The 19,366-nt window shown below is 69.2% G+C and carries 20 protein-coding genes; 15 read left to right on the top strand and 5 right to left on the bottom strand.

Translation table 11 applies throughout. The features are described 5' to 3' along the window. Positions 1-2 precede the first annotated feature (2 nt). The 3 genes from JOF42_RS00705 (at position 3) to JOF42_RS00695 (ending at position 3,507) form a co-directional block, all read left to right on the top strand. On the top strand, positions 3-1,967 hold the full coding sequence (locus JOF42_RS00705) for a M13 family metallopeptidase (protein WP_210096098.1): 1,965 nt from the start codon (positions 3-5) through the stop codon (positions 1,965-1,967). A gap of 179 nt (positions 1,968-2,146) precedes the next feature. Continuing rightward, complete coding sequence (locus JOF42_RS00700; RefSeq protein WP_259161587.1) at positions 2,147-3,070, top strand: serine hydrolase; 924 nt, start codon at positions 2,147-2,149, stop codon at positions 3,068-3,070. Positions 3,071-3,111: 41 nt separating this feature from the next. After that, positions 3,112-3,507, top strand: a complete 396-nt coding sequence (locus tag JOF42_RS00695) for a hypothetical protein (protein WP_210096097.1) — start codon at positions 3,112-3,114, stop codon at positions 3,505-3,507. 24 nt (positions 3,508-3,531) lie between these two features. Here the strand turns inward: JOF42_RS00695 and JOF42_RS00690 are convergent, their stop codons facing one another. Both JOF42_RS00690 and JOF42_RS00685 read right to left on the bottom strand, forming a co-directional pair. Continuing rightward, the gene (locus tag JOF42_RS00690; protein WP_210096096.1) at positions 3,532-4,974 is read right to left on the bottom strand and encodes an MFS transporter; all 1,443 of its coding nucleotides are present in this window, start codon (positions 4,972-4,974) and stop codon (positions 3,532-3,534) included. A gap of 67 nt (positions 4,975-5,041) precedes the next feature. After that, complete coding sequence (locus JOF42_RS00685) at positions 5,042-6,505, bottom strand: peptide MFS transporter (RefSeq protein WP_210096095.1); 1,464 nt, start codon at positions 6,503-6,505, stop codon at positions 5,042-5,044. Positions 6,506-6,596: 91 nt separating this feature from the next. Here JOF42_RS00685 and JOF42_RS00680 point away from each other — a divergent pair, with 91 nt between their 5' ends. Continuing rightward, positions 6,597-7,286 (top strand): GNAT family N-acetyltransferase, encoded by a 690-nt coding sequence (locus tag JOF42_RS00680; RefSeq protein ID WP_210096094.1) that lies wholly within the window; start codon positions 6,597-6,599, stop codon positions 7,284-7,286. A gap of 118 nt (positions 7,287-7,404) precedes the next feature. After that, positions 7,405-8,790, top strand: a complete 1,386-nt coding sequence (locus tag JOF42_RS00675; RefSeq protein ID WP_210096093.1) for a glycine--tRNA ligase — start codon at positions 7,405-7,407, stop codon at positions 8,788-8,790. 121 nt (positions 8,791-8,911) lie between these two features. On the opposite strand, the gene JOF42_RS00670 is transcribed toward JOF42_RS00675, so the two are convergent. From JOF42_RS00670 to JOF42_RS00660, 3 genes are all read right to left on the bottom strand, one after another. After that, complete coding sequence (locus tag JOF42_RS00670; protein WP_210096092.1) at positions 8,912-9,484, bottom strand: HhH-GPD-type base excision DNA repair protein; 573 nt, start codon at positions 9,482-9,484, stop codon at positions 8,912-8,914. A gap of 37 nt (positions 9,485-9,521) precedes the next feature. Further along, a complete protein-coding gene (locus tag JOF42_RS00665; RefSeq protein ID WP_210096091.1) occupies positions 9,522-9,977 on the bottom strand; it encodes a hypothetical protein in 456 nt (151 codons plus the stop codon). 144 nt (positions 9,978-10,121) lie between these two features. Next, positions 10,122-11,429, bottom strand: a complete 1,308-nt coding sequence (locus tag JOF42_RS00660; protein ID WP_210096090.1) for a glutamyl-tRNA reductase — start codon at positions 11,427-11,429, stop codon at positions 10,122-10,124. Positions 11,430-11,490: 61 nt separating this feature from the next. Between JOF42_RS00660 and hemE the strand changes: the two genes are divergently transcribed. The 10 genes from hemE to hemB all read left to right on the top strand — a co-directional run bounded on the left by hemE (position 11,491) and on the right by hemB (position 19,364). Next, positions 11,491-12,513: a uroporphyrinogen decarboxylase gene (hemE, locus tag JOF42_RS00655; protein ID WP_210096089.1), complete on the top strand. Its 1,023-nt coding sequence runs from the start codon at positions 11,491-11,493 to the stop codon at positions 12,511-12,513. Between the two features lie 56 nt (positions 12,514-12,569). Next, positions 12,570-12,908, top strand: a complete 339-nt coding sequence (locus tag JOF42_RS00650; protein ID WP_210096088.1) for a metalloregulator ArsR/SmtB family transcription factor — start codon at positions 12,570-12,572, stop codon at positions 12,906-12,908. Positions 12,909-12,967: 59 nt separating this feature from the next. Continuing rightward, on the top strand, positions 12,968-14,494 hold the full coding sequence (hemG, locus tag JOF42_RS00645; RefSeq protein WP_210096087.1) for a protoporphyrinogen oxidase: 1,527 nt from the start codon (positions 12,968-12,970) through the stop codon (positions 14,492-14,494). Positions 14,495-14,698: 204 nt separating this feature from the next. Then, entirely contained in the window at positions 14,699-15,121 is a 423-nt protein-coding gene (locus tag JOF42_RS00640) for a hypothetical protein (protein ID WP_210096086.1), read from the top strand. Between the two features lies 1 nt (position 15,122). Next, positions 15,123-15,530, top strand: coding sequence for a phage holin family protein (locus JOF42_RS00635; protein ID WP_210096085.1), 408 nt, complete (start codon positions 15,123-15,125; stop codon positions 15,528-15,530). After that, positions 15,517-15,798 (top strand): hypothetical protein, encoded by a 282-nt coding sequence (locus JOF42_RS00630; protein WP_210096084.1) that lies wholly within the window; start codon positions 15,517-15,519, stop codon positions 15,796-15,798. Before JOF42_RS00635 ends, JOF42_RS00630 begins: the two co-directional genes overlap by 14 nt. A gap of 102 nt (positions 15,799-15,900) precedes the next feature. Then, positions 15,901-16,578 carry a hydrogen peroxide-dependent heme synthase gene (gene hemQ, locus JOF42_RS00625; RefSeq protein WP_210096083.1) on the top strand — a complete coding sequence of 226 codons (678 nt, stop codon included), beginning with the start codon at positions 15,901-15,903 and terminating at the stop codon, positions 16,576-16,578. 7 nt (positions 16,579-16,585) lie between these two features. Then, complete coding sequence (hemC, locus tag JOF42_RS00620; RefSeq protein ID WP_210096082.1) at positions 16,586-17,602, top strand: hydroxymethylbilane synthase; 1,017 nt, start codon at positions 16,586-16,588, stop codon at positions 17,600-17,602. Beyond that, complete coding sequence (locus tag JOF42_RS00615; RefSeq protein WP_210096081.1) at positions 17,599-18,390, top strand: uroporphyrinogen-III synthase; 792 nt, start codon at positions 17,599-17,601, stop codon at positions 18,388-18,390. The genes hemC and JOF42_RS00615 overlap by 4 nt, the downstream gene beginning before the upstream one ends. Next, entirely contained in the window at positions 18,387-19,364 is a 978-nt protein-coding gene (gene hemB, locus JOF42_RS00610) for a porphobilinogen synthase (RefSeq protein WP_210096080.1), read from the top strand. The genes JOF42_RS00615 and hemB overlap by 4 nt, the downstream gene beginning before the upstream one ends. Positions 19,365-19,366: the final 2 nt, after the last annotated feature.

The raw sequence follows: 19,366 nt of genomic DNA, 5'->3' as shown, positions 1-19,366 counted from the left end.
GCATGACCGACGTGCTTCCCTCTGGCCTTGAGACCTCCGAGTTCAGCTCCGACATCCGCCCGCAGGACGACCTCTATCGTCACGTCAACGGAGCGTGGCTCGCACGCACCGAGATCCCCGGTGACAAGGCGCGCTGGGGGTCGTTCCACCTGCTCGCCGAGCAGGCCGAGAAAGACGTCCGCGCCATCATCGAGGAGTCGCAGGATGCCGAAGACGGCACCCTCGCGCGCAAGATCGGCGATCTGTTCGCGAGCTTCATGGACACCGAGCGCATCGCCGCCGCCGGGGTCACGCCGCTCGCGGAGACGCTCTCCGAGATCGATGCGATCGACAGCGTCGCGACCTTCCTCCGCACGGTCGGCTCGTACGACCGCGACGGACGAGCGCACCTGATCGGCTTCTACGTCGACGGCGACCCGGGCAACCCCGAGCGCTACCTGCCCGTCGTCGTGCAGTCGGGCCTGTCGCTGCCCGACGAGAGCTACTTCCGCCTCGACACGTTCGCCGAGACCCGCGCCGCCTACCGCGCGCACCTCGAGCGGCTCCTCGCCCTCGCCGGCATCCCCGACGCGGCGGCGACCGCCGACCGTTCGATCGCCCTCGAGACGGAGCTCGCCGGGCACCACTGGGACAACGTGCGCAGCCGTGATGCCGTCGCGACCTACAACCTCAAGACGTGGGCCGAGCTGCAGGAGCTCGCCGGCGTCGACCTCCAGCCATGGCGCGACGCGGTCGCCCCCGAGCATCCCGAGGCGTTCGCCGAGATCGTGGTGTCGCAGCCGAGCTTCCTCGAGGGCCTCGGCACGCTGCTCGTCGCCGAGCGTCTCGACGACTGGAAGGCGTGGCTCCGCGCGCAGGTCGTGCACGCCGCCGCTCCGTACCTCACCGACGACGTCGTGCAGGAGAACTTCTCGTTCTACGGCACCGAGCTCACCGGCGTCCCCACGATCCGCGAGCGCTGGAAGCGCGGTGTCTCGGTCACCGAGAGCGCGCTGAGCGAGGCGATCGGCAAGGTCTACGTCGAGCGCCACTACCCGCCGACGGCGAAGGCCGCGATGGACGAGCTCGTCGCCCACCTCATCGAGGCGTACCGCCGGAGCATCACCGACCTCGAGTGGATGACGGCCGAGACCCGCGAGCGCGCGCTCGCGAAGCTCGACTCGTTCACCCCCAAGATCGGTCACCCCACGGTGTGGCGCGACTACTCGAGCCTCGTGATCGACCGCGACGACCTGTTCGGCAACGTGCGCCGCGCGGCGATCTTCGAGCACGACCGCAACGTGGCGAAGGTCGGCAAGCCGATCGACCGCGACGAGTGGCACATGCCTCCGCAGATGGTCAACGCGTACTACAACCCGTCGATGAACGAGATCGTCTTCCCGGCGGCGATCCTGCAGTACCCGTTCTTCGACGTCTCCCGCGATGCCGCAGCGAACTACGGCGGCATCGGCGCGGTCATCGGCCACGAGATCGGGCACGGCTTCGACGACCAGGGCAGCCGCTACGACGGCGCGGGCAAGCTCGAGGACTGGTGGACGGACGCCGACCGCTCGGCATTCGAGGAGCGCACCAAGGCCCTCATCGCCCAGTACGACGAGCTCGTGCCCGAGGGGCTCGACGCCGCGCACCACGTCAACGGCGCTCTCACGATCGGCGAGAACATCGGAGACCTCGGCGGCCTCGGCATCGCGCTCAAGGCCTATGAGCTCTCGCTCGACGGGGCAGAGGCGCCGGTCATCGACGGCTACACGGGCGTGCAGCGACTGCTGCTGTCGTGGGCGCAGGTGTGGCAGCAGAAGAGCCGCGACGCCGAGACCCTGAGACTGCTGACGATCGACCCGCACTCGCCCAACGAGTTCCGCTGCAACCAGATCGTCCGCAACATCGATGCGTTCTACGAGGCCTTCGACGTCGCGGAGTCCGACGCGCTGTGGCTCCCGCAGGACTCACGCGTCACGATCTGGTGAGGTCGCGCAGGTAGCCGAATCCGCTTCGGGTGGATGCCCTGCTGACCTCCGCGTGACGATCTGATGACCGAATACCGGAGTATGTAGGGCATCCTCACCTGAGGGGGTTACGATATCCGTGCTGCGGGGGATGAACCCTGCAGCATCCCGCCAATCCAACCCCCCTTTAAGGATCACGCGTGGGTGCTCCCGAGCCTGTCGATGGGCCGTCCCTGGCCTCGCTGCGCCGCTCTCAGCGGACCAGCCGACGCTTGCCGCGTCGTGCCGCAGCGGGGCGGCGCTCGTTCACCTCGACGCTGCGGGCGCTCGAACAGCTGGCCGACGCAGGAGCGCAGGTCTCGGTGCATGTCGTCGATCTCGACAGCCACGTGCACGTGCTCTCGGGCGATGATCACGTCACGATGCCGGTCGCGGGTCTCGGCGTCGTCCCCCTTCTCATCGAGGTCGCCTCGGCCTTCGAGGCCGGAACCCTCGACCCCCTCGAGATCGTCGAACGCAGCGCGATCGACTCGGTGTCGACCTCGGGTCTGTGGCGTCATCTGCATGCCCCTGCGCTCCCGCTCGAAGACCTCGCGGTGCTCGCCGCGACCGCTGGTGACCCGATCGCGGTGAACGCGCTGCTGCAGCGGGTCGGTCATGACAGGGTGCGCGAGCGGATCGAGTCGCTCGGTCTTCGCCGCACGGCGCTGCTCGACAGGTTCCGCGACGAGCGCGGCCCCGATGACGCACCTCAGGTGGCGGTCGGCTCGGCGCGGGAACTCGCCGGGCTCTTCTCCGCCCTCGTCAACTCCCAGGTGGTCGGCGCGTCGGTGAGCGCCCAGGTCTCCGAGTGGCTCAGCCTCAACCAGGATCTCAGCCTGGTCGCGGCGTCGACCGGCCTCGACCCGTTCGCCCACGACCACGACGCGCACGGCCTGCTGTTCATCAACAAGACCGGGCGTGACCGCGGCGTGCGCGCTGAGGCGGGAGTGCTCGCCGGACCCCGCGCGGGTGTCGCCTACTCGCTGATCGTGTGCTTCGACGACCTGTCGATCACGCATCGGCTGCGCGCACACGACGCCTTCCGCGTCCTCGGGGTCGAGCTCATGGAGTACACACACTGAGGTCCCAGGCGCCCCTCGCGCGGCGTCGCTAGCCTGGAGGCATGCCCCGCCCCGACTGGACCCCGCATCGCCGGGATGACCGTGAGCTGCTCGGATGGATCCACCCCGACGGCGATGAGTGGGTCGCTGTCGACGTGCTGGGTCGTCCGGCCTCCGGCCCCACGGAGTGGCTCGACGCGGAGGCTGCTCTCGAGGCGCGAGGGATCGGCTGGCTCGCCGACCCGTGGATGCTCGAGGGCGAAGCCGACAGACCTCTCCGCGTGCGCATCCTCGAGGTCACTCCCGACGACGACGGCGTTCCCGGCCGCATCGTCGTGAAGATCGACGATTTCGGAGACGTCACCCGTCCGCCGGTGCAGCAGTACGTGCTCGAGTGGCCGATCCCTTCGCGGTTGCGGCCGCCGCGAGAGACGGACCCCGACCCGCGTGTGATGTGATCGCGATCGGCGCTGGGCTGACGGTTAGCCCGGGAGCGACGGATGCTGCTCTGCCGCGCGCTGACGCGGGATGAAGAGCGACAGCACCAGCGCCACGATGCCGGCGGCGATCGCCAGCCAGAAGCAGACGTCGAACGCGGCCCGCGTGGGGACGGAGACGCCTCCGACGTCGATGCTCATCGCGGCGAGCACTCCTCCCATCACGGCCGAGGCGCTGGACGTGCCGACAGAGCGGAAGAGAGCGTTCAGTCCGTTCGAGGCGCCCGTCTCGTTCGCCGGCACCGACCGCATGATGATCATCGGCATCGCGGCGAAGGTGAACCCGATGCCGACGCCGATCAGCAGGTTGCCGACCAGGATGTGCCAGACCTCGCTCGACCACAGCAGCACGAACACGTAGGCGAGGACGATCGCGCCGGCGCCGACGGTGAACAGCGGCCGAGGGCCGACCGTGCGTTCGAGCCACCCCGACAGCGGCGAGATGACCATCATCACGAGCCCGGCGGGCATGATGATGAGCGAGGCCGACACCATGTCGAGTCCGAAGCCGGCGCCTGAGGCGGCGGGGCCTTCGAGCAGCTGCGGGAACGTCACGTTCGACGCGAACAGCGCGAAACCCATGCCGATCGCGGCGATGTTCGTGAACAGCACGGCGGGCCGCGCGGCGACGCGCAGGTCGAGCAGCGGATCCTTCGTTCGCAGCTGATACCAGCCCCAGATGAGCAGCACGCCGACACCGCCGATGATGCAGGTGAGGGTCAAGGGCGCCGTCCACCCCCATTCGGCTCCGCGCGAGACGAACAGCAGGATGCCGGTGAGTCCGATCGCGAGTCCGATCGCGCCGAGCACGTCGAGGCGGCCGGGGAACCGCAACACGTCCTCAGGGATCACCAGGAGCACGAGCGCGAGGCCGACGACTCCGAGTCCGGCGGCGAGCCAGAACAGCCAGTGCCAGTCGGCATTCACGGCCAGGAGGGCGGCCACCGGCATCCCGATCGCACCGCCGACGCCCATCGTGGCGCTCATCAGCGCGACGGCCGTGCCCAGACGCTCTGGGGGAAGTACATCGCGCATGATCGCGATTCCCAGCGGGACCACTCCGGTGACCGCGCCCTGGAGTGCTCGGCCGATGATGACGCCGACGATCGAGCCCGAGAGCGCGGCGATCAGTGATCCGAGGATGAGCAGACCGAGCAGCACGATCACGACGCGGCGCTTGCCGTACATGTCGCCGAGGCGGCCCGAGATCGGGGTCGCGACGGCCGCGACGAGCAGGGTGATCGTGACGACCCAGGTGGTGTCTTCGCGCGATGCGTTCAGCAGGCGGGGCAGCTCGGCCTGCAGCGGCACGACGAGCGTGAACATGAACGACGAGCAGAGTCCGGCGAACGCCAGGACCGCGACGATCGCCCACTTCGGGGGTGTTCGGGAGAGTCTTCTGCGCGCGCGATCTTCGTTCTCTCCCATCGCTTCAGGCTATCGGCGTCCGAGGCACCCGAGGCGCGCGCAGATCATCGAGAGCTGCCGCGATGAGTCAGCTCACGCCCTTCATGAGTCGCAGCACGGGCTTGACCGAGAGCAGCAGTCCGAGCCCGACCAGGATCGCGATGCCGCCGAGGATCGAGAAGTACGGCACCTCGTTCGTCGGGTCGTAGAACCGCACGAGCCAGCCCGAGATCGCGGTGCCCAGCGCGATCGACAGGAAGAACAGCGCGACCATCTGCGTGTGGAACGTCTTCGGCGCGAGCTTCGTCGTCACCGAGAGTCCGACCGGCGAGATCAGCAGCTCGGCGATCGTGAACACCAGCAGGATGCCGACGATCGCGATCAGCGGAGTGGAGTTCGCCCCACCGCCCGCGAAGGGGAGAAAGAGGAGGAACGCCGCACCCATGATGATCGCGCCGAGGGCGAACTTCACCGGTGTCGACGGCTGGCGGGTGCCGAGGCGGGTCCAGATCGCCGCGAACACGCCCGACAGGATGATGATGAACACCGGGTTGATCGACTGCACCCACGAGACGGGCATCTCGAATCCGAAGATGTTGCGATCGAGTCGCTCGTCGGAGTAGACCGTGAGCACCGTGAACTGCTGCTGGTACAGCGACCAGAAGGCGACACTGGTGACGAACAGGGGCAGGAAGCCCCACACCCGCGAGCGCTCGGTGCCGTCGATCCGGCGGCTGCTGAGGATGACGGCGAAGTAGGCGACGGCCGCGACGACCGTGGCGATGATGACGATGGTCGACAGGTTGTCGGCCTTGATGACGCCCACGAGCACGAGCACGACGATCAGGGCGATCGCGGCCAGCGCGATGATCGCGACGAGCGGGTAGCGCGAGGAGGGCAGCGGGTTGGGCACGCGACGAGCTTCGTCGGGCAGGGCGCGGCGCCCGAAGGAATACTGAACCAGACCGAGCGTCATACCGATCGCGGCGAGCCCGAACCCGTAGTGGAAACCGAGCGACGACTGCAGGATGCCGGTCAGGATCGGGCCGAGGAAGGCGCCGAGGTTGATGCCGAGGTAGAAGAGCGAGAAACCGGCGTCGCGGCGGGAGTCGTCGGCACTGTAGAGCGTGCCGACCACGGAGGTCGCGTTGGCCTTGAGGCCGCCCGAGCCGAGGGCGACGAGCACGAGGCCGACGCCCACGCCGAGGAATCCGGGGAGCAAGGCGAGGGCGACGTGGCCGGCGACGATCACGATCGCGCTGAGGAACAGCACACGCTCCGAGCCCAGCATCCGGTCGGCGATCCAGGCGCCGAGGATGGTGGAGAGGTAGACCGATCCGCCGTACGCGCCGACGATGCCACCGGCGACGGCCTGCGACAGGCCGAGGCCTCCCTCGCTGACCGAGAAGTACAGGTAGATGAGCAGGATGCCCTGCATGCCGTAGAAGCTGAACCGCTCCCACATCTCGACGCCGAAGATGTGGACGAGTGCCCAGGGCTGGCCGAAGAACCGGGTGTCGGACTTGTCGGCGGTGGTCTCGCTGGATGCCATCCCTCCACGGTACGCCCCGTCACGGCGTGGTTCCCAGCCGGATCGGGAGGCGCGATTCCGAAATCGGCGGCGGGAGGGGCAGACTGGGGGCGTGCGAACCATCCGTGATCTGGACACCGTTGAACTCATCATCGACGCGCAGAGCCTGCTCGACTCCATCCGTGGACCCGAGCGAGTCATCGACGCGGGAACCCTGCGTGCCCTGCAGCAGTCGGGCAACTACGTCGTCGGACTCTTCGACGCCGAGGGCGGAGAGGAGCGGATGGTCGGTGCCTCGATCGCCTTCTTCGGTGCTCCCGCTCGCCGTGCGATGCACTCGCACATCACCGCGCTCCTGCCTGACTACCGCGGTCGCGGCTGGGGTCGGGAGCTCAAGGAGCACCAGCGCCAGTGGGCTTTCTCTCGCGACGTGGGCCGCATCACCTGGACGTTCGACCCGCTCGTCGCCCGCAACGCGCACTTCTTCCTGACGGTGCTCGGCGCACGGGTGACCGGGTACTCCGTCAACCGGTACGGCATCTTCGGGGGCGGAGATGCCGGAGACGAGAGCGACCGGCTCGACGTCGAGTGGGCGCTGGCCGACATCGCCAAGCCCCCGGCATCCGATGCCGTCGTCGAGACGCTCGAGATCCCCTCGGACATCGAGACGATCCGGGTGGAGGATCCGGATGCTGCGCACGAGTGGCGCACCCGCCTGCGCGCGCAGATGGAAGGGCTCCTGGGCAGCGGTCTCACCCTCGCGGGCTTCGACGTCGAGAAGGGCTACCTCTTCACGGCATGAGTCACGGCGGGGGTCGGGGCGCGAGGGGCGCCGGCCCGGTGCTGCGGGGAACCGGTCGCGGATAGGATTGATGTGCCCGTGATCACGGGCTTTCCCACCGCCGACCATTGGAGCCACCGTGGCCGAACAGTCCCGTCTTGACAAGGTCATCGCCCTTGCCCGCCACCGCGGGTTCGTCTTCCAGGCGGGTGAGATCTACGGCGGTTCGCGGTCCGCGTGGGACTACGGGCCCCTCGGTACGGAGCTCAAAGAGAACATCCGCCGCCAGTGGTGGCAGACGTTCGTCCGTGGTCGTGGCGACATGGTGGGTCTCGACTCCAGCATCATCCTGCCCAAGCGCGTCTGGGAGGCGTCGGGTCACGTCGCCACCTTCACCGACCCGCTGGTCGAATGCCTGAGCTGTCACAAGCGCTTCCGCGCCGACAACCTCATCGAGGACTTCGAGGCGCGCAAGGGACGCAAGGCCGAGAACGGCCTCGCCGACGTGCCCTGCCCGAACTGCGGCACGAAGGGCCAGTACACCGAGCCCAAGTCGTTCTCGGGTCTGGTCAAGACGTACCTGGGTGTCGTCGACGACGAGTCGGGCCTGCACTTCCTGCGCCCCGAGACCGCGCAGGGCATCTTCGTGAACTTCTCGAACGTGCTCACCGCCAGCCGCAAGAAGCCGCCGTTCGGCATCGGCCAGGTCGGCAAGGCGTTCCGCAACGAGATCACGCCGGGTAACTTCATCTTCCGCACGCGCGAGTTCGAGCAGATGGAGATCGAGTTCTTCACGCCGCCGGCCGAAGCGCAGGAGTGGTTCGAGCACTGGGTCGAGGCCTGCTGGAACTGGTTCATCGACCTCGGTATCGACCCCGAGAACATGCGGCAGTTCGACGTGCCCGAAGACGACCGGGCGCACTACTCCGCCGGCACGATCGACGTCGAGTACCGCTTCGGTTTCACGGGCAAGGAGTGGGGCGAGCTCATGGGCGTCGCCAACCGCACCGACTACGACCTGTCGAGCCACAGCGAGGCCTCGGGGCAGAGCCTGACCTACTTCGACCAGGCCACGGGCGACCGGTACACCCCGTATGTGATCGAGCCGTCGTTCGGCCTCACCCGCGCCATGATGGCGTTCCTCGTCGACGCCTACCGCGAAGAAGAGGTGCCGAACGCCAAGGGCGGCACCGACGTCCGCACCGTTCTCAAGCTCGACCCGCGTCTCGCCCCGGTCAAGGCCGCCGTGCTGCCGCTGAGTCGCAACGAGCGACTTTCGCCGCTGGCGCGCGAGGTCGCCGACACGCTGCGCAGCTCGTGGGCCGTCGACTTCGACGACGCGGGCGCCATCGGTCGTCGCTACCGCCGACAGGACGAGATCGGCACACCGTTCTGCGTCACGATCGACTTCGACTCGCTCGACGATCGCGCCGTCACCGTGCGCGACCGCGACACCATGGCGCAGGAGCGCGTCTCGATCGACGAGCTGCACCAGTACCTCGCCGAGCGACTCAAGGGTGCCTGACCCGGTCGCCTGAGTGAGAGGCCCGCTGCCCGACAGGGTGGCGGGCCTCTCTCGTCATCCGGTGACGGTCAGCTGCACCTGTTCCGTGCCGCCCGGGTACCGGTCGTGACAGTGGTGGGCTTCATGCCTTCGCTTTCGCCGCTGCCTTCATCGCCTTCTTGTGCTCGCGCACCTTGGTCAGCGACTCGGGCGAGACGATGTCGGCGACGCTCCGGAACGAGCCCTCGACGCCGTAGTCGCCGGCGGCCTCGCGCCAGCCTGCACCGGTGAAGCCGTACTGCTTGCCGAGCAGCGCGAGGAAGATCTTGGCCTTCTGCTCGCCGAAGCCCGGCAGTGCCTTGAGTCTCTTCAGAACCTCGGCACCAGAGGGGTTCCCGTCGGTCCAGATCGCCGACGCGTCTCCGCCCCACTGATCCACGAGCTCCTGGCACAGCGTCTGCACGCGGGTCGCCATCGAACCGGGGAACCGGTGCACGGCCGGAGTCGTCTTGAATGCCTCGAGGAACTCGTCAGGGTCCATGCCGGCGATGGCGGTCGCATCCGCGGCGCCGGTGCGCTGCTCGATCTTGAGCGGGCCTGCGAACGCGGTCTCCATCGGGACCTGCTGATCCAGCAGCATCCCGACCAGCAGAGCGAGCGGGTTGTCGGTGAGCAGGGCGTCTGCGGCGGTGTCTCCGGTGATGTGAAGGGCCATGCGTTCAGTCTGTCACCCCGGTCCGGGCGACGCGCAGTCAGATCCTCTGCAGCTTGGGCAGCGGACCCTCGAGGCGAGCGATCGACACTCTGACGTCCGCGATGTCGGCCTTGAGTTCCGTCTTGACGCCCGCGATCTCCGTCTTGAGTTCGTTCCGGAGTTCGGCGATGTCGTCTTTGAGTTCGGTTCGGAGTTCGGCGATGTCGCCCTTGAGCTCCACCCGGAGTTCGGCGATGTCGCCCTTGAGCTCCACCCGGAGTTCGGTGATGTCGCCCTTGAGTTCCACCCGGAGTTCGGCGATGTCGTCTTTCAGCTCGGCCCGGATGTCGGTGATCTGCGTCTCGACCTTCGTGAACCGTTCATCGATTCTGTCGAAGCGGGCATCCAGCCCTCGCGACTGCTTGGCGAGCATCCGCGAAACCCCGCCGAGCACGGTGGCGGTGAACGCGAAGAGGGCGATGATGATGCCGATCAGATTCGGGTCCACGAGCATCCTCCCAGTCTGCGTCCGGGGATGGGCTTTGTCATGGTTCGACGATATGAAGCACGCGCGACGCGGCGGAGGCATCCGAGGGGAGAGTGCCAGCGTCGGGGGAGATCTCTCCGTCGAGACTGGGTGTGCAGTGAGGGTGGTGGCTCAGGCGGTCGCGGCGGTGCCCGCGTCGGACGACTGCGCGGGCTCGACCGGCTGGATGCCGTAGAGCGTCGAGAGCGCGGCGGCGAACTCATCCGCCTGACCGGTGGCAGCGAGCTCGTGCGCTCGCGTGGTCGGGGTGTGGAGCAGAACGCCGGTCAGGTGGCGCAGTGCCTGCTCGACCTTGCCGTCTTCGTCGCCACGGGCGCGGGCGCGGCCGATCTCGGCCTCGAGCAGCGCGAACATGTGCGAGCGCAGCGCCACGACCGAGGGGGTGACGCTCTGGCGGCTGCCGACGACGTGGAAGGTGTCGGCGGCTTCGCGCACGACCGAGCGGGCGGCATCCGTGGCCTGCAGCTCTTCGAGGGGGGCGTGCAGGCTGATGGTCTCGAGGTCGAGCAGGGCGACGCCTTCGAGCGTGGCGACGGCCGGGTCGACGTTGCGGGGCATGCCGAGGTCGACGACCATCTGGCTGTGCGAGCCCACGGGGCAGCCCTCGGGCGCGATCCCGGTCGGAGCCTGCAGATGCTCGGGCGTCAGCACCGGCTCCGTGGCGGCCGTGCAGGTGATCAGCAGGCTCGAGCGCGAGGCGACGCGGGCGTAGTCCTCGTCGAACACGGGGCGGATGCCGTGCTTCGCGGCGAACTTCTCGGCACGACCGGAGGGCGAGTAGACCGAGATGTTGACGGCGCCGCGCTCACGGAGCGTCGCGAGCGTGACCGCGGCGTAGGCGCCGGTGCCGACGAGCAGCACGCGCTCGGTCGACCAGTCGGCGATGCGGCTGTCGGCCAGCTCGAGGGCGAGGCGCACGAGCGAGCGGCCGGCGCGACCGAGGGCCGTGACGTTCTTCACCTTGCGCTGCGCCTGGCTGGCGCGCTGGAACAGGCGCTCGAGTTCGGGCGACGTGGTGCCCTCCTTGCGAGCGGACTTCAGCGCCCGGCGCACCTGGCCGGCGATCTCACCCTCGCCGGAGACCACGGATTCGAGGCCGGACGCGACCGAGAAGAGGTGCTCGGCGACCCGGCGGCCGGAGTGCACCTCGTAGGCGCCGTCGAGCTCTGCGGCGCTGATGCCGGTCGAGGACTCGACGGCCTCGAGCACGGCCTCGACGCCGATCGCGCCCGCAGCGGTGACGGGCTCGTCCATCTCGACGTAGGCCTCGAAGCGGTTGCAGGTAGCAAGAACGACCGCACCCTGCACGCAGGTCGCCATGTCCACAACGGTGGAGGCGACATCATCGGGGGTGCGGCTCAGGCGTTCGAGCAATTCGAAGGAGGCGGTCTTGTGACTCGCCGAGACAACCAGCAGCACGCATCGATTCTACCTGAGGCTTCATGCAGGTCGGCCCAGAACCGGATGGGAGGATGGATGCATGGCCCTCTCCGACGCTCCACTGCTGCGCGCCCTCACCGGCCCCCGACCCGAGCATGCCCCCGTGTGGTTCATGCGACAGGCGGGGAGGTCGCTTCCCGAGTACCGCGAGCTGCGCGTCGGGACCCGGATGCTGGACGCCTGTCTGACGCCCGACCTCGCCGCCGAGATCACCCTGCAGCCGGTGCGTCGTCACGGCGTGGACGCCGCGGTGTTCTTCAGCGACATCGTCATCCCGCTGCGTCTCGCCGGGGTCGATGTCGAGATCGAGCCCGGACGCGGACCCGTCTTCGCGAACCCCGTGCGCACGGCGGCCGACGTCGACCGCATCACGGCGATCGACCCGCTCTCGCTCGACGGCACCGCGATCGCCGCGGCCGTGGGCATCGTCACCGCAGAGCTCGGCGACACCCCGCTGATCGGCTTCGCCGGCGCGCCGTTCACGCTGGCGGCCTATCTCGTCGAGGGCGGGCCCTCGAAGGAGCACCTGCGCGCCAGGGCCATGATGCACTCCGACCCCGATTCGTGGAACCGACTTGCCGGCTGGCTGGCGCAGGTGTCGCGGCGCTTCCTCGAGATCCAGCGCGACGCCGGAGCATCCGTCGTGCAGCTGTTCGACTCGTGGGCGGGCTCGCTGAGCACCGCCGACTACCGCGCCTTCGTCGCCCCGCACTCCCACGTGGCTCTCGAGGGCATCGGCGTGCCGAGCATCCACTTCGGTGTGGGCACCGGGCCGTTCCTCGCCGACATGCGTCTGGGCGGCATCGCGGACGGCGTGGGTGTCGACTGGCGGCTGCCTCTGGACGAGGCCGCCGCGATCCTCGGACCCGACGTCTCGGTGCAGGGAAACATCGACCCGGCACTGCTGTCGGCTCCGTGGCCGGTCCTCGAAGCTCATGTGCGCGACGTGGTCGAGCGCGGGCGTGCCGCCCGTGGCCACATCGTGAACCTCGGCCACGGCGTTCCGCCCGAGACCGACCCCGACCAGCTCACCCGCATCGTCGAGCTGGTGCACTCGATCTGACGCCACCGACCCCGGCGCCCCGCTGATCTATCTAGCTCGGGTGCTATATTGCAAACATGGCAGATAGCGCGTCAGACATCTTCGCCGCGTTGGCCCACCCGACCCGGCGCCAGATCCTCCAGGACCTCAAAGAGGGTGAACTCGCCGCGGGAGAGATCGCCTCGCGGTTCTCGGCGAGCGGGCCGACCATCTCGCGGCACCTCAGCGTGCTGCGCCAGGCGGGTCTCGTCAGTGAGCGACGCGATGCCAACCGCATCCTCTACTCGCTCGTCGGTGAGCGCCTGGCGCTGGCGGTCGGCGACTTCCTCTCGACCGTGTGCCCCGAGCAGATGGTGCTCCGCGAGGTGCGCAAGCGCAACACCGGCCGAGGCGCAGCCGCCCCTGCGGAGGCCTGATCCGGTTTGTCCGGCCGGCGACCGAGAGTCGTCCAGGCCACGGGTGAAAGGATTGACCCATGACCTCGAAGCCCGCGAACCATGAGTCGGCCCGTGCCGAGCCCGCCGACCTGGCCGCCCGCGCGGCGAAGCGACACATCGTCGTGGTCGGGGGAGGCATCGGCGGGCTGATCGCGGCCCGCGAGTGCGTCAAGGTCGGTATGCGCGTGACACTGCTGGAGGGTTCGGATGCCGTGGGCGGAGCGATCCGCCGGGCCGAACTCGACGGGGTCGTGGTCGACGCCGGCGCCGAGAGCTATGCGACGAGGGGTGGCGGGGTGCGCGCCCTGATCTCGGAGCTCGGCCTCGCCGACCGCATCGTGGCCCCCGCCGCGGGAGGCGCCTGGCTCGCCGGAATCCCCGGCGTCGGGGCGGCTCCGCTGCCCGTCGGCGGCATCCTCGGCATCCCCGGCAATCCCTTCCAGGAGGACGTCCGTCGCATCATCGGATGGTCCGGGGCGTGGCGCGCGTACCTCGACCGTGTCCGCCCGCCGCTGACGATCGGCCACAACCACAGCCTCGGCAAGCTGGTCGCCTCGCGCATGGGGACCAAGGTCCGCGACCGTCTCGTGGCGCCGGTGACGACCGGGGTGTACTCCGCCTCGCCCGACGACGTCGACGTCGACATCGCCGCACCGGGGCTCAACGCCGCGCTGACGAGTGTCGGCTCGCTGTCGGGCGCCGTCCAGGCGCTGCGGGAGCAGAGCGCGGCGCGCGCAGCTCAGGCCCCCGGAGCTGCGGTCGAAGGGCTCGACGGCGGGATGATGACCCTCGTCGAGTCCCTGGTCGCAGACATCGAGAAGCTCGGCGGAGTCGTCCGCACCGATGCCCGCGTGACGCAGATCACGAAGACTGCAGCCGCGTGGACCGTGCGGGCCGACGCGCAGACCGGTGTCGAGACGGGCGACGATCCAGATGCCGGGGAGAGGGAAGACCTCGATCTCGTCGCGGACGGTGTGGTGATCGCCACGTCTGAGGCGGTCGCGCGGCGGCTGCTCGAGCGGTCCGTGCCGGCGCTCGCCGAGACGGCCGCGGCGGATGCGCCCGAGATCGAGATCGTGACGCTGCTGCTCACCGCCACGGCGCTCGCGGGGGCTCCTCGCGGAACCGGTGTGCTGACGGTGCCGGGAAGCCACACGGCCAAGGCGCTGACCCACTCGAGCGCCAAGTGGGACTGGGTGCGGGAAGCGGCGGGTGGGCGACACCTCCTGCGCGTCTCGTTCGGAGCCCAGGGCGAACCGGCCGCCACCGCCGCGCTCGACGACACCGCGGCCGCTCGGCTCGCGCTGCGTGAGGCATCCGCCCTGCTCGGCGTCGCGCTGCCCGAGAGTGCCCTCGTCACTGCGCATCGCGCGCGGTACGTGCAGTCGCAGCCGGCGTCGATCATCGGCTCAGGCGAGCGACGGGAAGCCGCCCGCGCCGCCATCAGGGCCGTGCCCGGTCTCGCGGCGGCGGGCGCGTGGCTCGCCGGCACGGGGCTGGCGCAGGTTATTCCGGATGCGCGCGACGAAGCCGATCGTCTTCGTCGAAGCCTGCTCTGGGACTGACCGGACCCCGAACGCCGCGGCGGTACCGGTGTCCGGTGCGGAACAGCGAGGGGTGTTCGATGATGCCGAAAGTCGCTCCGCTGTCAACCCTCCTCGAGTCAGATGCCGAATTCGGCATACGGGGCTACGCTTGACACCTGGCAGGCGGCGCCGAGCCGCCGGTTCGCCCCAGGCGTTCACACCGGAACAACGTGAGGAGACCCCATGAAGGGGAAGATCGGACTCGTCGTAGGACTCGGCGTGGGATACGTCATCGGAACGCGCGCAGGACGCGAGCGCTACGAGCAGATCAAAACGCAGTGGCTCAAGGTCTGGCACCTCGATCCCGTGCAGGAGCAGGTCGAGAAGGTCAAGGGCTACGTCGGCGACAAGGCCGCGGCCGTGCCCGGTGCGATCTGGACCGGCGTGCAGAAGGTCGTCAAGTCGGCGAGCGGCGGCGACAAGACCGCCGGTCAGCGGCTCGACTCGGCGGTCGCCGCGGGCCGGAAGGCCGCCGAGGACATCGTCGACGCGACCGAGGACGCGGTCGACGAGGCCAAGGACGCCGCTGAGAAGCCCGCCGCGAAGAAGCCGGCGGCGAAGAAGCCGGCATCCTCGCGCTCCACCACTGCGAAGTCCGGGAGCTGACATGCCCCGCGGATACCGCGACCGCGCCGAAGACAGCCTGCTGTCTCTGATCGGCGACCTCCCCGAGCTCATCAGCAGTCTGGTCAAGGCCGAGATCAACGCCGCCAAGGCGTGGGTCTCGAGAACCGCGAAGGACGCGGGAATCGGATCCGTCTGGTTCCTGGTCGCGCTGTTCTTCCTGTTCTGGGCGGTGCCGGTGATCCTGGTGTTCGCGATCGCAGGTCTCTCGTCCTGGTGGCCGGTCTGGCTGTCGGCGCTCGCCGTTCTCGGCATCCTGATCCTCGCCGTGCTGCTGTTCGCGCTGCTCGGCATCCTGAAGTTCCGCAAGGTGCTCGCCCGGAAGAACCCCGCTCAGGCGGTCGGCGAGGACATTCGACTCGTGAAGGAGGCCGGCGATGACGAACTCTGACATCACGAGGTCGCTGCCCAAGACGGCGGTTCCCGCCGGGATCGTCGACCCCGTCGAGTCGGCTCGCGCCGAACTGAAGGCGGCGCTCGCGGCGATCGAGGTCAAGGGAAACTTCCCGAGGCGGATCGACAAGGCGTCCAAGCGCGCCGCGGCCAAGGCCCGCGTGTTCGCCGATCGCAATCCTGCGGCAGCGATCGCCGCGGCGGTCGGTGTCGCCGCAGTCGTCGGCGGAGCCGTCTGGGTGATCGCCCGCGCTCTCTCGCGCTGACCGACGATCGTACGCGTGCTCGTTCCGAGGGTCGGACGGACCTTCGTGGCAGCATCCTGACTCGCGTTCGCGAGTGCTCTGCAAAGGGGGCAGACTGGTCGTATGTCCGATGAGCGCGAAGAGAACCCGTCCGGCTTCACCCTCTGGGCCGTCTGGCGACGAAACCCCGATGTTCCGGTCACCGAATCCGACTCCACCGAGCTGGAGACGATCGTCTCGTACATCGAGGATTCCGGCGTCACCGTCCGCGGCTTCTACGACGTCTCGGGCCTGAAGGCCGACGCCGACCTCCTCGTCTGGCTGCACGGCGACACCGCGGAAGACCTGCAGAAGGCGCTCCGACGCCTCCGCCGCACCGAGCTGCTGCGCACGTTGCTGCCCGTCTGGAACGTCATGGGCGTGCACCGCGACGCCGAGTTCAACCGCGCCCACGTGCCCGGATTCCTGCGCGGCGTCGAGCCCAAGGACTGGCTGTGCCTGTACCCGTTCGTGCGCACCCCCGAGTGGTACCTCGCGCCTGAGGAGGAGCGTCGCAAGATGCTCGCCGACCATGGCCGCAAGGGTGCCGCCTTCACGGGAGTCATCGCGAACACGGTCGCGGCGTTCGCGCTGGGCGACTACGAGTGGATCCTGCCGCTCGAGGCCGACGAGGTCACCGAGCTCGTCGACCTCATGCGCGACCTGCGCTACACCGACGCGCGTCTGTACGTGAAGGAGGAGATCCCGTTCTACACCGGGCGTCGACTCCGGTTCGACGAGATCGCGGACGTGCTGCAGTAGGTCGACGATGAGCATCCAGAGCACACGGACCGCCCCGATCCGACTCGGCACCCGCCGCAGCGCCCTCGCGCAGGCGCAGTCGGGTCACGTCGCCGCCGCCCTCGAGAAGATCTCCGGACGCGCCGTCGAGCTCGTTCCGATCACCAGCGAGGGCGACACGAACCGCGCATCGCTGTCGGAGATCGGCGGGCAGGGAATCTTCGCCACGCGACTGCGTGAGGCGCTGCTCGCGGGGGAGTGCGACTTCCTCGTCCACTCGCTGAAGGACCTGCCCACCGCGATTCCCGCCGGTCTCGTCATCGCGGCGACTCCGGTGCGCGAGGATGCGCGCGATGTCGCGATCACGCGCGGCGGGACACCGCTTCACGAGCTGCGCTCGGGCAGCAAGGTCGGCACCGGGTCCCCTCGCCGCATCGCGCAGGTGCGTCGCAGGGCCCCGCACGCCGAGGTGGTCGACATCCGCGGCAACGTGGACTCCCGCCTGCAGCGGGTCGCATCGGGGGAGCTCGATGCGGTCATCCTCGCGGCCGCCGGACTCTCGCGCCTCGGATCCGACTCGCCGCTGCGCCGTGAGGAGCTCGGGCTCGCCGAGTGGCCGACCGCCCCGGGCCAGGGGGCGCTCGCGGTGGAGACCAGGACGGATGCTCCGGACGAGCTGCTCGCCGCCCTCGCCGAGCTCGACGACGAGGCGACCCGCGTGGCCGTCACGGTCGAGCGCGCCGTGCTCGAAGGGCTCGACGCCGGATGTCAGGCGCCGATGGCCGCTCATGCGGTGCTCGACGGCGACGAGATCCGCGTCAGGACGGTCGTCTACGCGGCCGACGGAACCCGGCGTATCGGTCTCGACGTCACCGAAGGTCTGAACGGGGAGTATATTCGTCGGAACGGCAGCGGCAACGGAGCGGATGCTGCCGGTGGTGCAGACCCGATGCACGCGGCACGCGAGCTCGGGTTGTCTGTCGCCCATCGGCTGCTCGAGCAAGGGGCGGCCGACCTCGTCTCCCGAGAGCATTCCTCATCATGACCAATTCGAAGCAGGACCGACCGCTGGACGGCTGGCGCATCCTCGTACCCCGCGGAGGCCCGTGGGGCGACGGTGTCGCAGCGAGCCTGCGCGCGCAGGGCGCCGTGCCCGTCGTCGCGCCGCTGATCAACTTCGCGCCGACCACGGATCAAGCAGCCCTCGACGTCGCGCTCGCGCAGCTCGCCGGCGGGTCGTATGACTGGCTGACCGTGACCAGCGCGACCACCGTCGACGTGATGTTCGCGCACCGGGCCGTGGTGCCGCGCGGCACGAAGATCGCCGCCGTCGGTGAGACCACGGCTGCCGCTCTGCAGGCGGTCGGCTACGAGGTCGCTCTCGTCCCCGAGCAGGACAACTCCGCCGAGGGCATGGCCGAGCAGCTCATCGCTATCGAGACGCAGCCCCGGCGCATCCTGGCCCTGCGCAGCGAGATCGCGAAGCCCGTGCTCAGCGTGCTGCTGCAGGAGGCCGGCCACGATGTCGACAGCGTCGTGGCGTATCGCACGGTCGGTGTGCCGGTGACGGATCGCATCAAGCGCGACGTCGAGAACGGCCGCATCAACGCCATCCTCATCACGAGCGGTTCCGTCGCGGCGCAGGTGCGCGAGCAGTTCCCCGAGATCCCCGACGAGACGCTTCTGGCGGCGATCGGTCCGCGGACCGCGAAGGATGCCGGAAAGGCGGGCCTCCCGATCACGGTCGTCGCCGACAAGCAGACGGTGGATGCGCTGATCGACGCGGTGTCGACCTTCACCCTCCCGCACGCGGCTGACGAGCTGGCACCGTGAGCTTCCCCGACGTCCGACTGCGCCGACTGCGTCAGTCCCCGGCGGTTCGCGGCCTGGTCCGTGAGACGTCGCTCGAGCCGCGCCAGCTGGTGCTGCCGCTGTTCGTGCGCGAGGGGATCACCGAGGCCGCGCCGATCGGCTCCATGCCTGGGGTCGCCCAGCATTCGCTCGACTCTCTGCGGACGGTCGCGACCGAGGCCGCCGAGGCGGGTGTCGGCGGCGTGATGCTGTTCGGCGTTCCCGCCGTGCGAGATGCGCAGGGCTCGGGCGCGGACGACCCGAAGGGCATCCTGAACCTCGCGACCGAGGTGCTCGCCGCCGAGGTCGGCGACGCGCTCGTCGTGCAGACCGACCTGTGTCTCGATGAGTTCACCGACCACGGGCACTGCGGGGTTCTCGCGGCAGACGGTTCGGTCGACAACGACGCCACACTCGAGCGCTACACCTCGATGGCGCTCGCCCAGGCCCGCGCCGGATCTCAGCTGCTGGGGCTGTCGGGAATGATGGACGGTCAGGTCGGCGTGATCCGCAAGGCGCTGGATGCGGAGGGCTTCACCGACACCCTGCTGCTCGCCTACGCCGCGAAGTACGCGAGCGCGTTCTACGGCCCGTTCCGCGAGGCCGTCGACTCTCAGCTCACGGGCGACCGCCGCACCTACCAGCTCGATCCCGGCAACCGCCGCGAGGGCGTGCGCGAGGCGGTCGTCGACGAGGAGGAGGGTGCGGACATCGTCATGGTGAAGCCGGCCATGGCCTTCCTCGACGTGTTGCGCGAGGTTCGTGACACCGTGCATATTCCTGTGTGGGCATACCAGGTGTCTGGCGAATACGCCATGATCGAGGCCGCCGCCGCGAACGGCTGGATCGATCGCCGCGCGTCCGTTCTGGAGTCGCTGCTGTCGATCCGTCGCGCGGGTGCCGACGTCGTGCTCACCTACTGGGCGACCGAAGCCGCCCGCTGGCTGCGCGGCTGACA

The organism is Microbacterium phyllosphaerae (assembly GCF_017876435.1).
GTDB classification, from domain to species: domain Bacteria; phylum Actinomycetota; class Actinomycetes; order Actinomycetales; family Microbacteriaceae; genus Microbacterium; species Microbacterium phyllosphaerae.
Note: the sequence above shows the minus strand (reverse complement) of the source record. Positions and strands in the feature narration are given on the sequence as shown.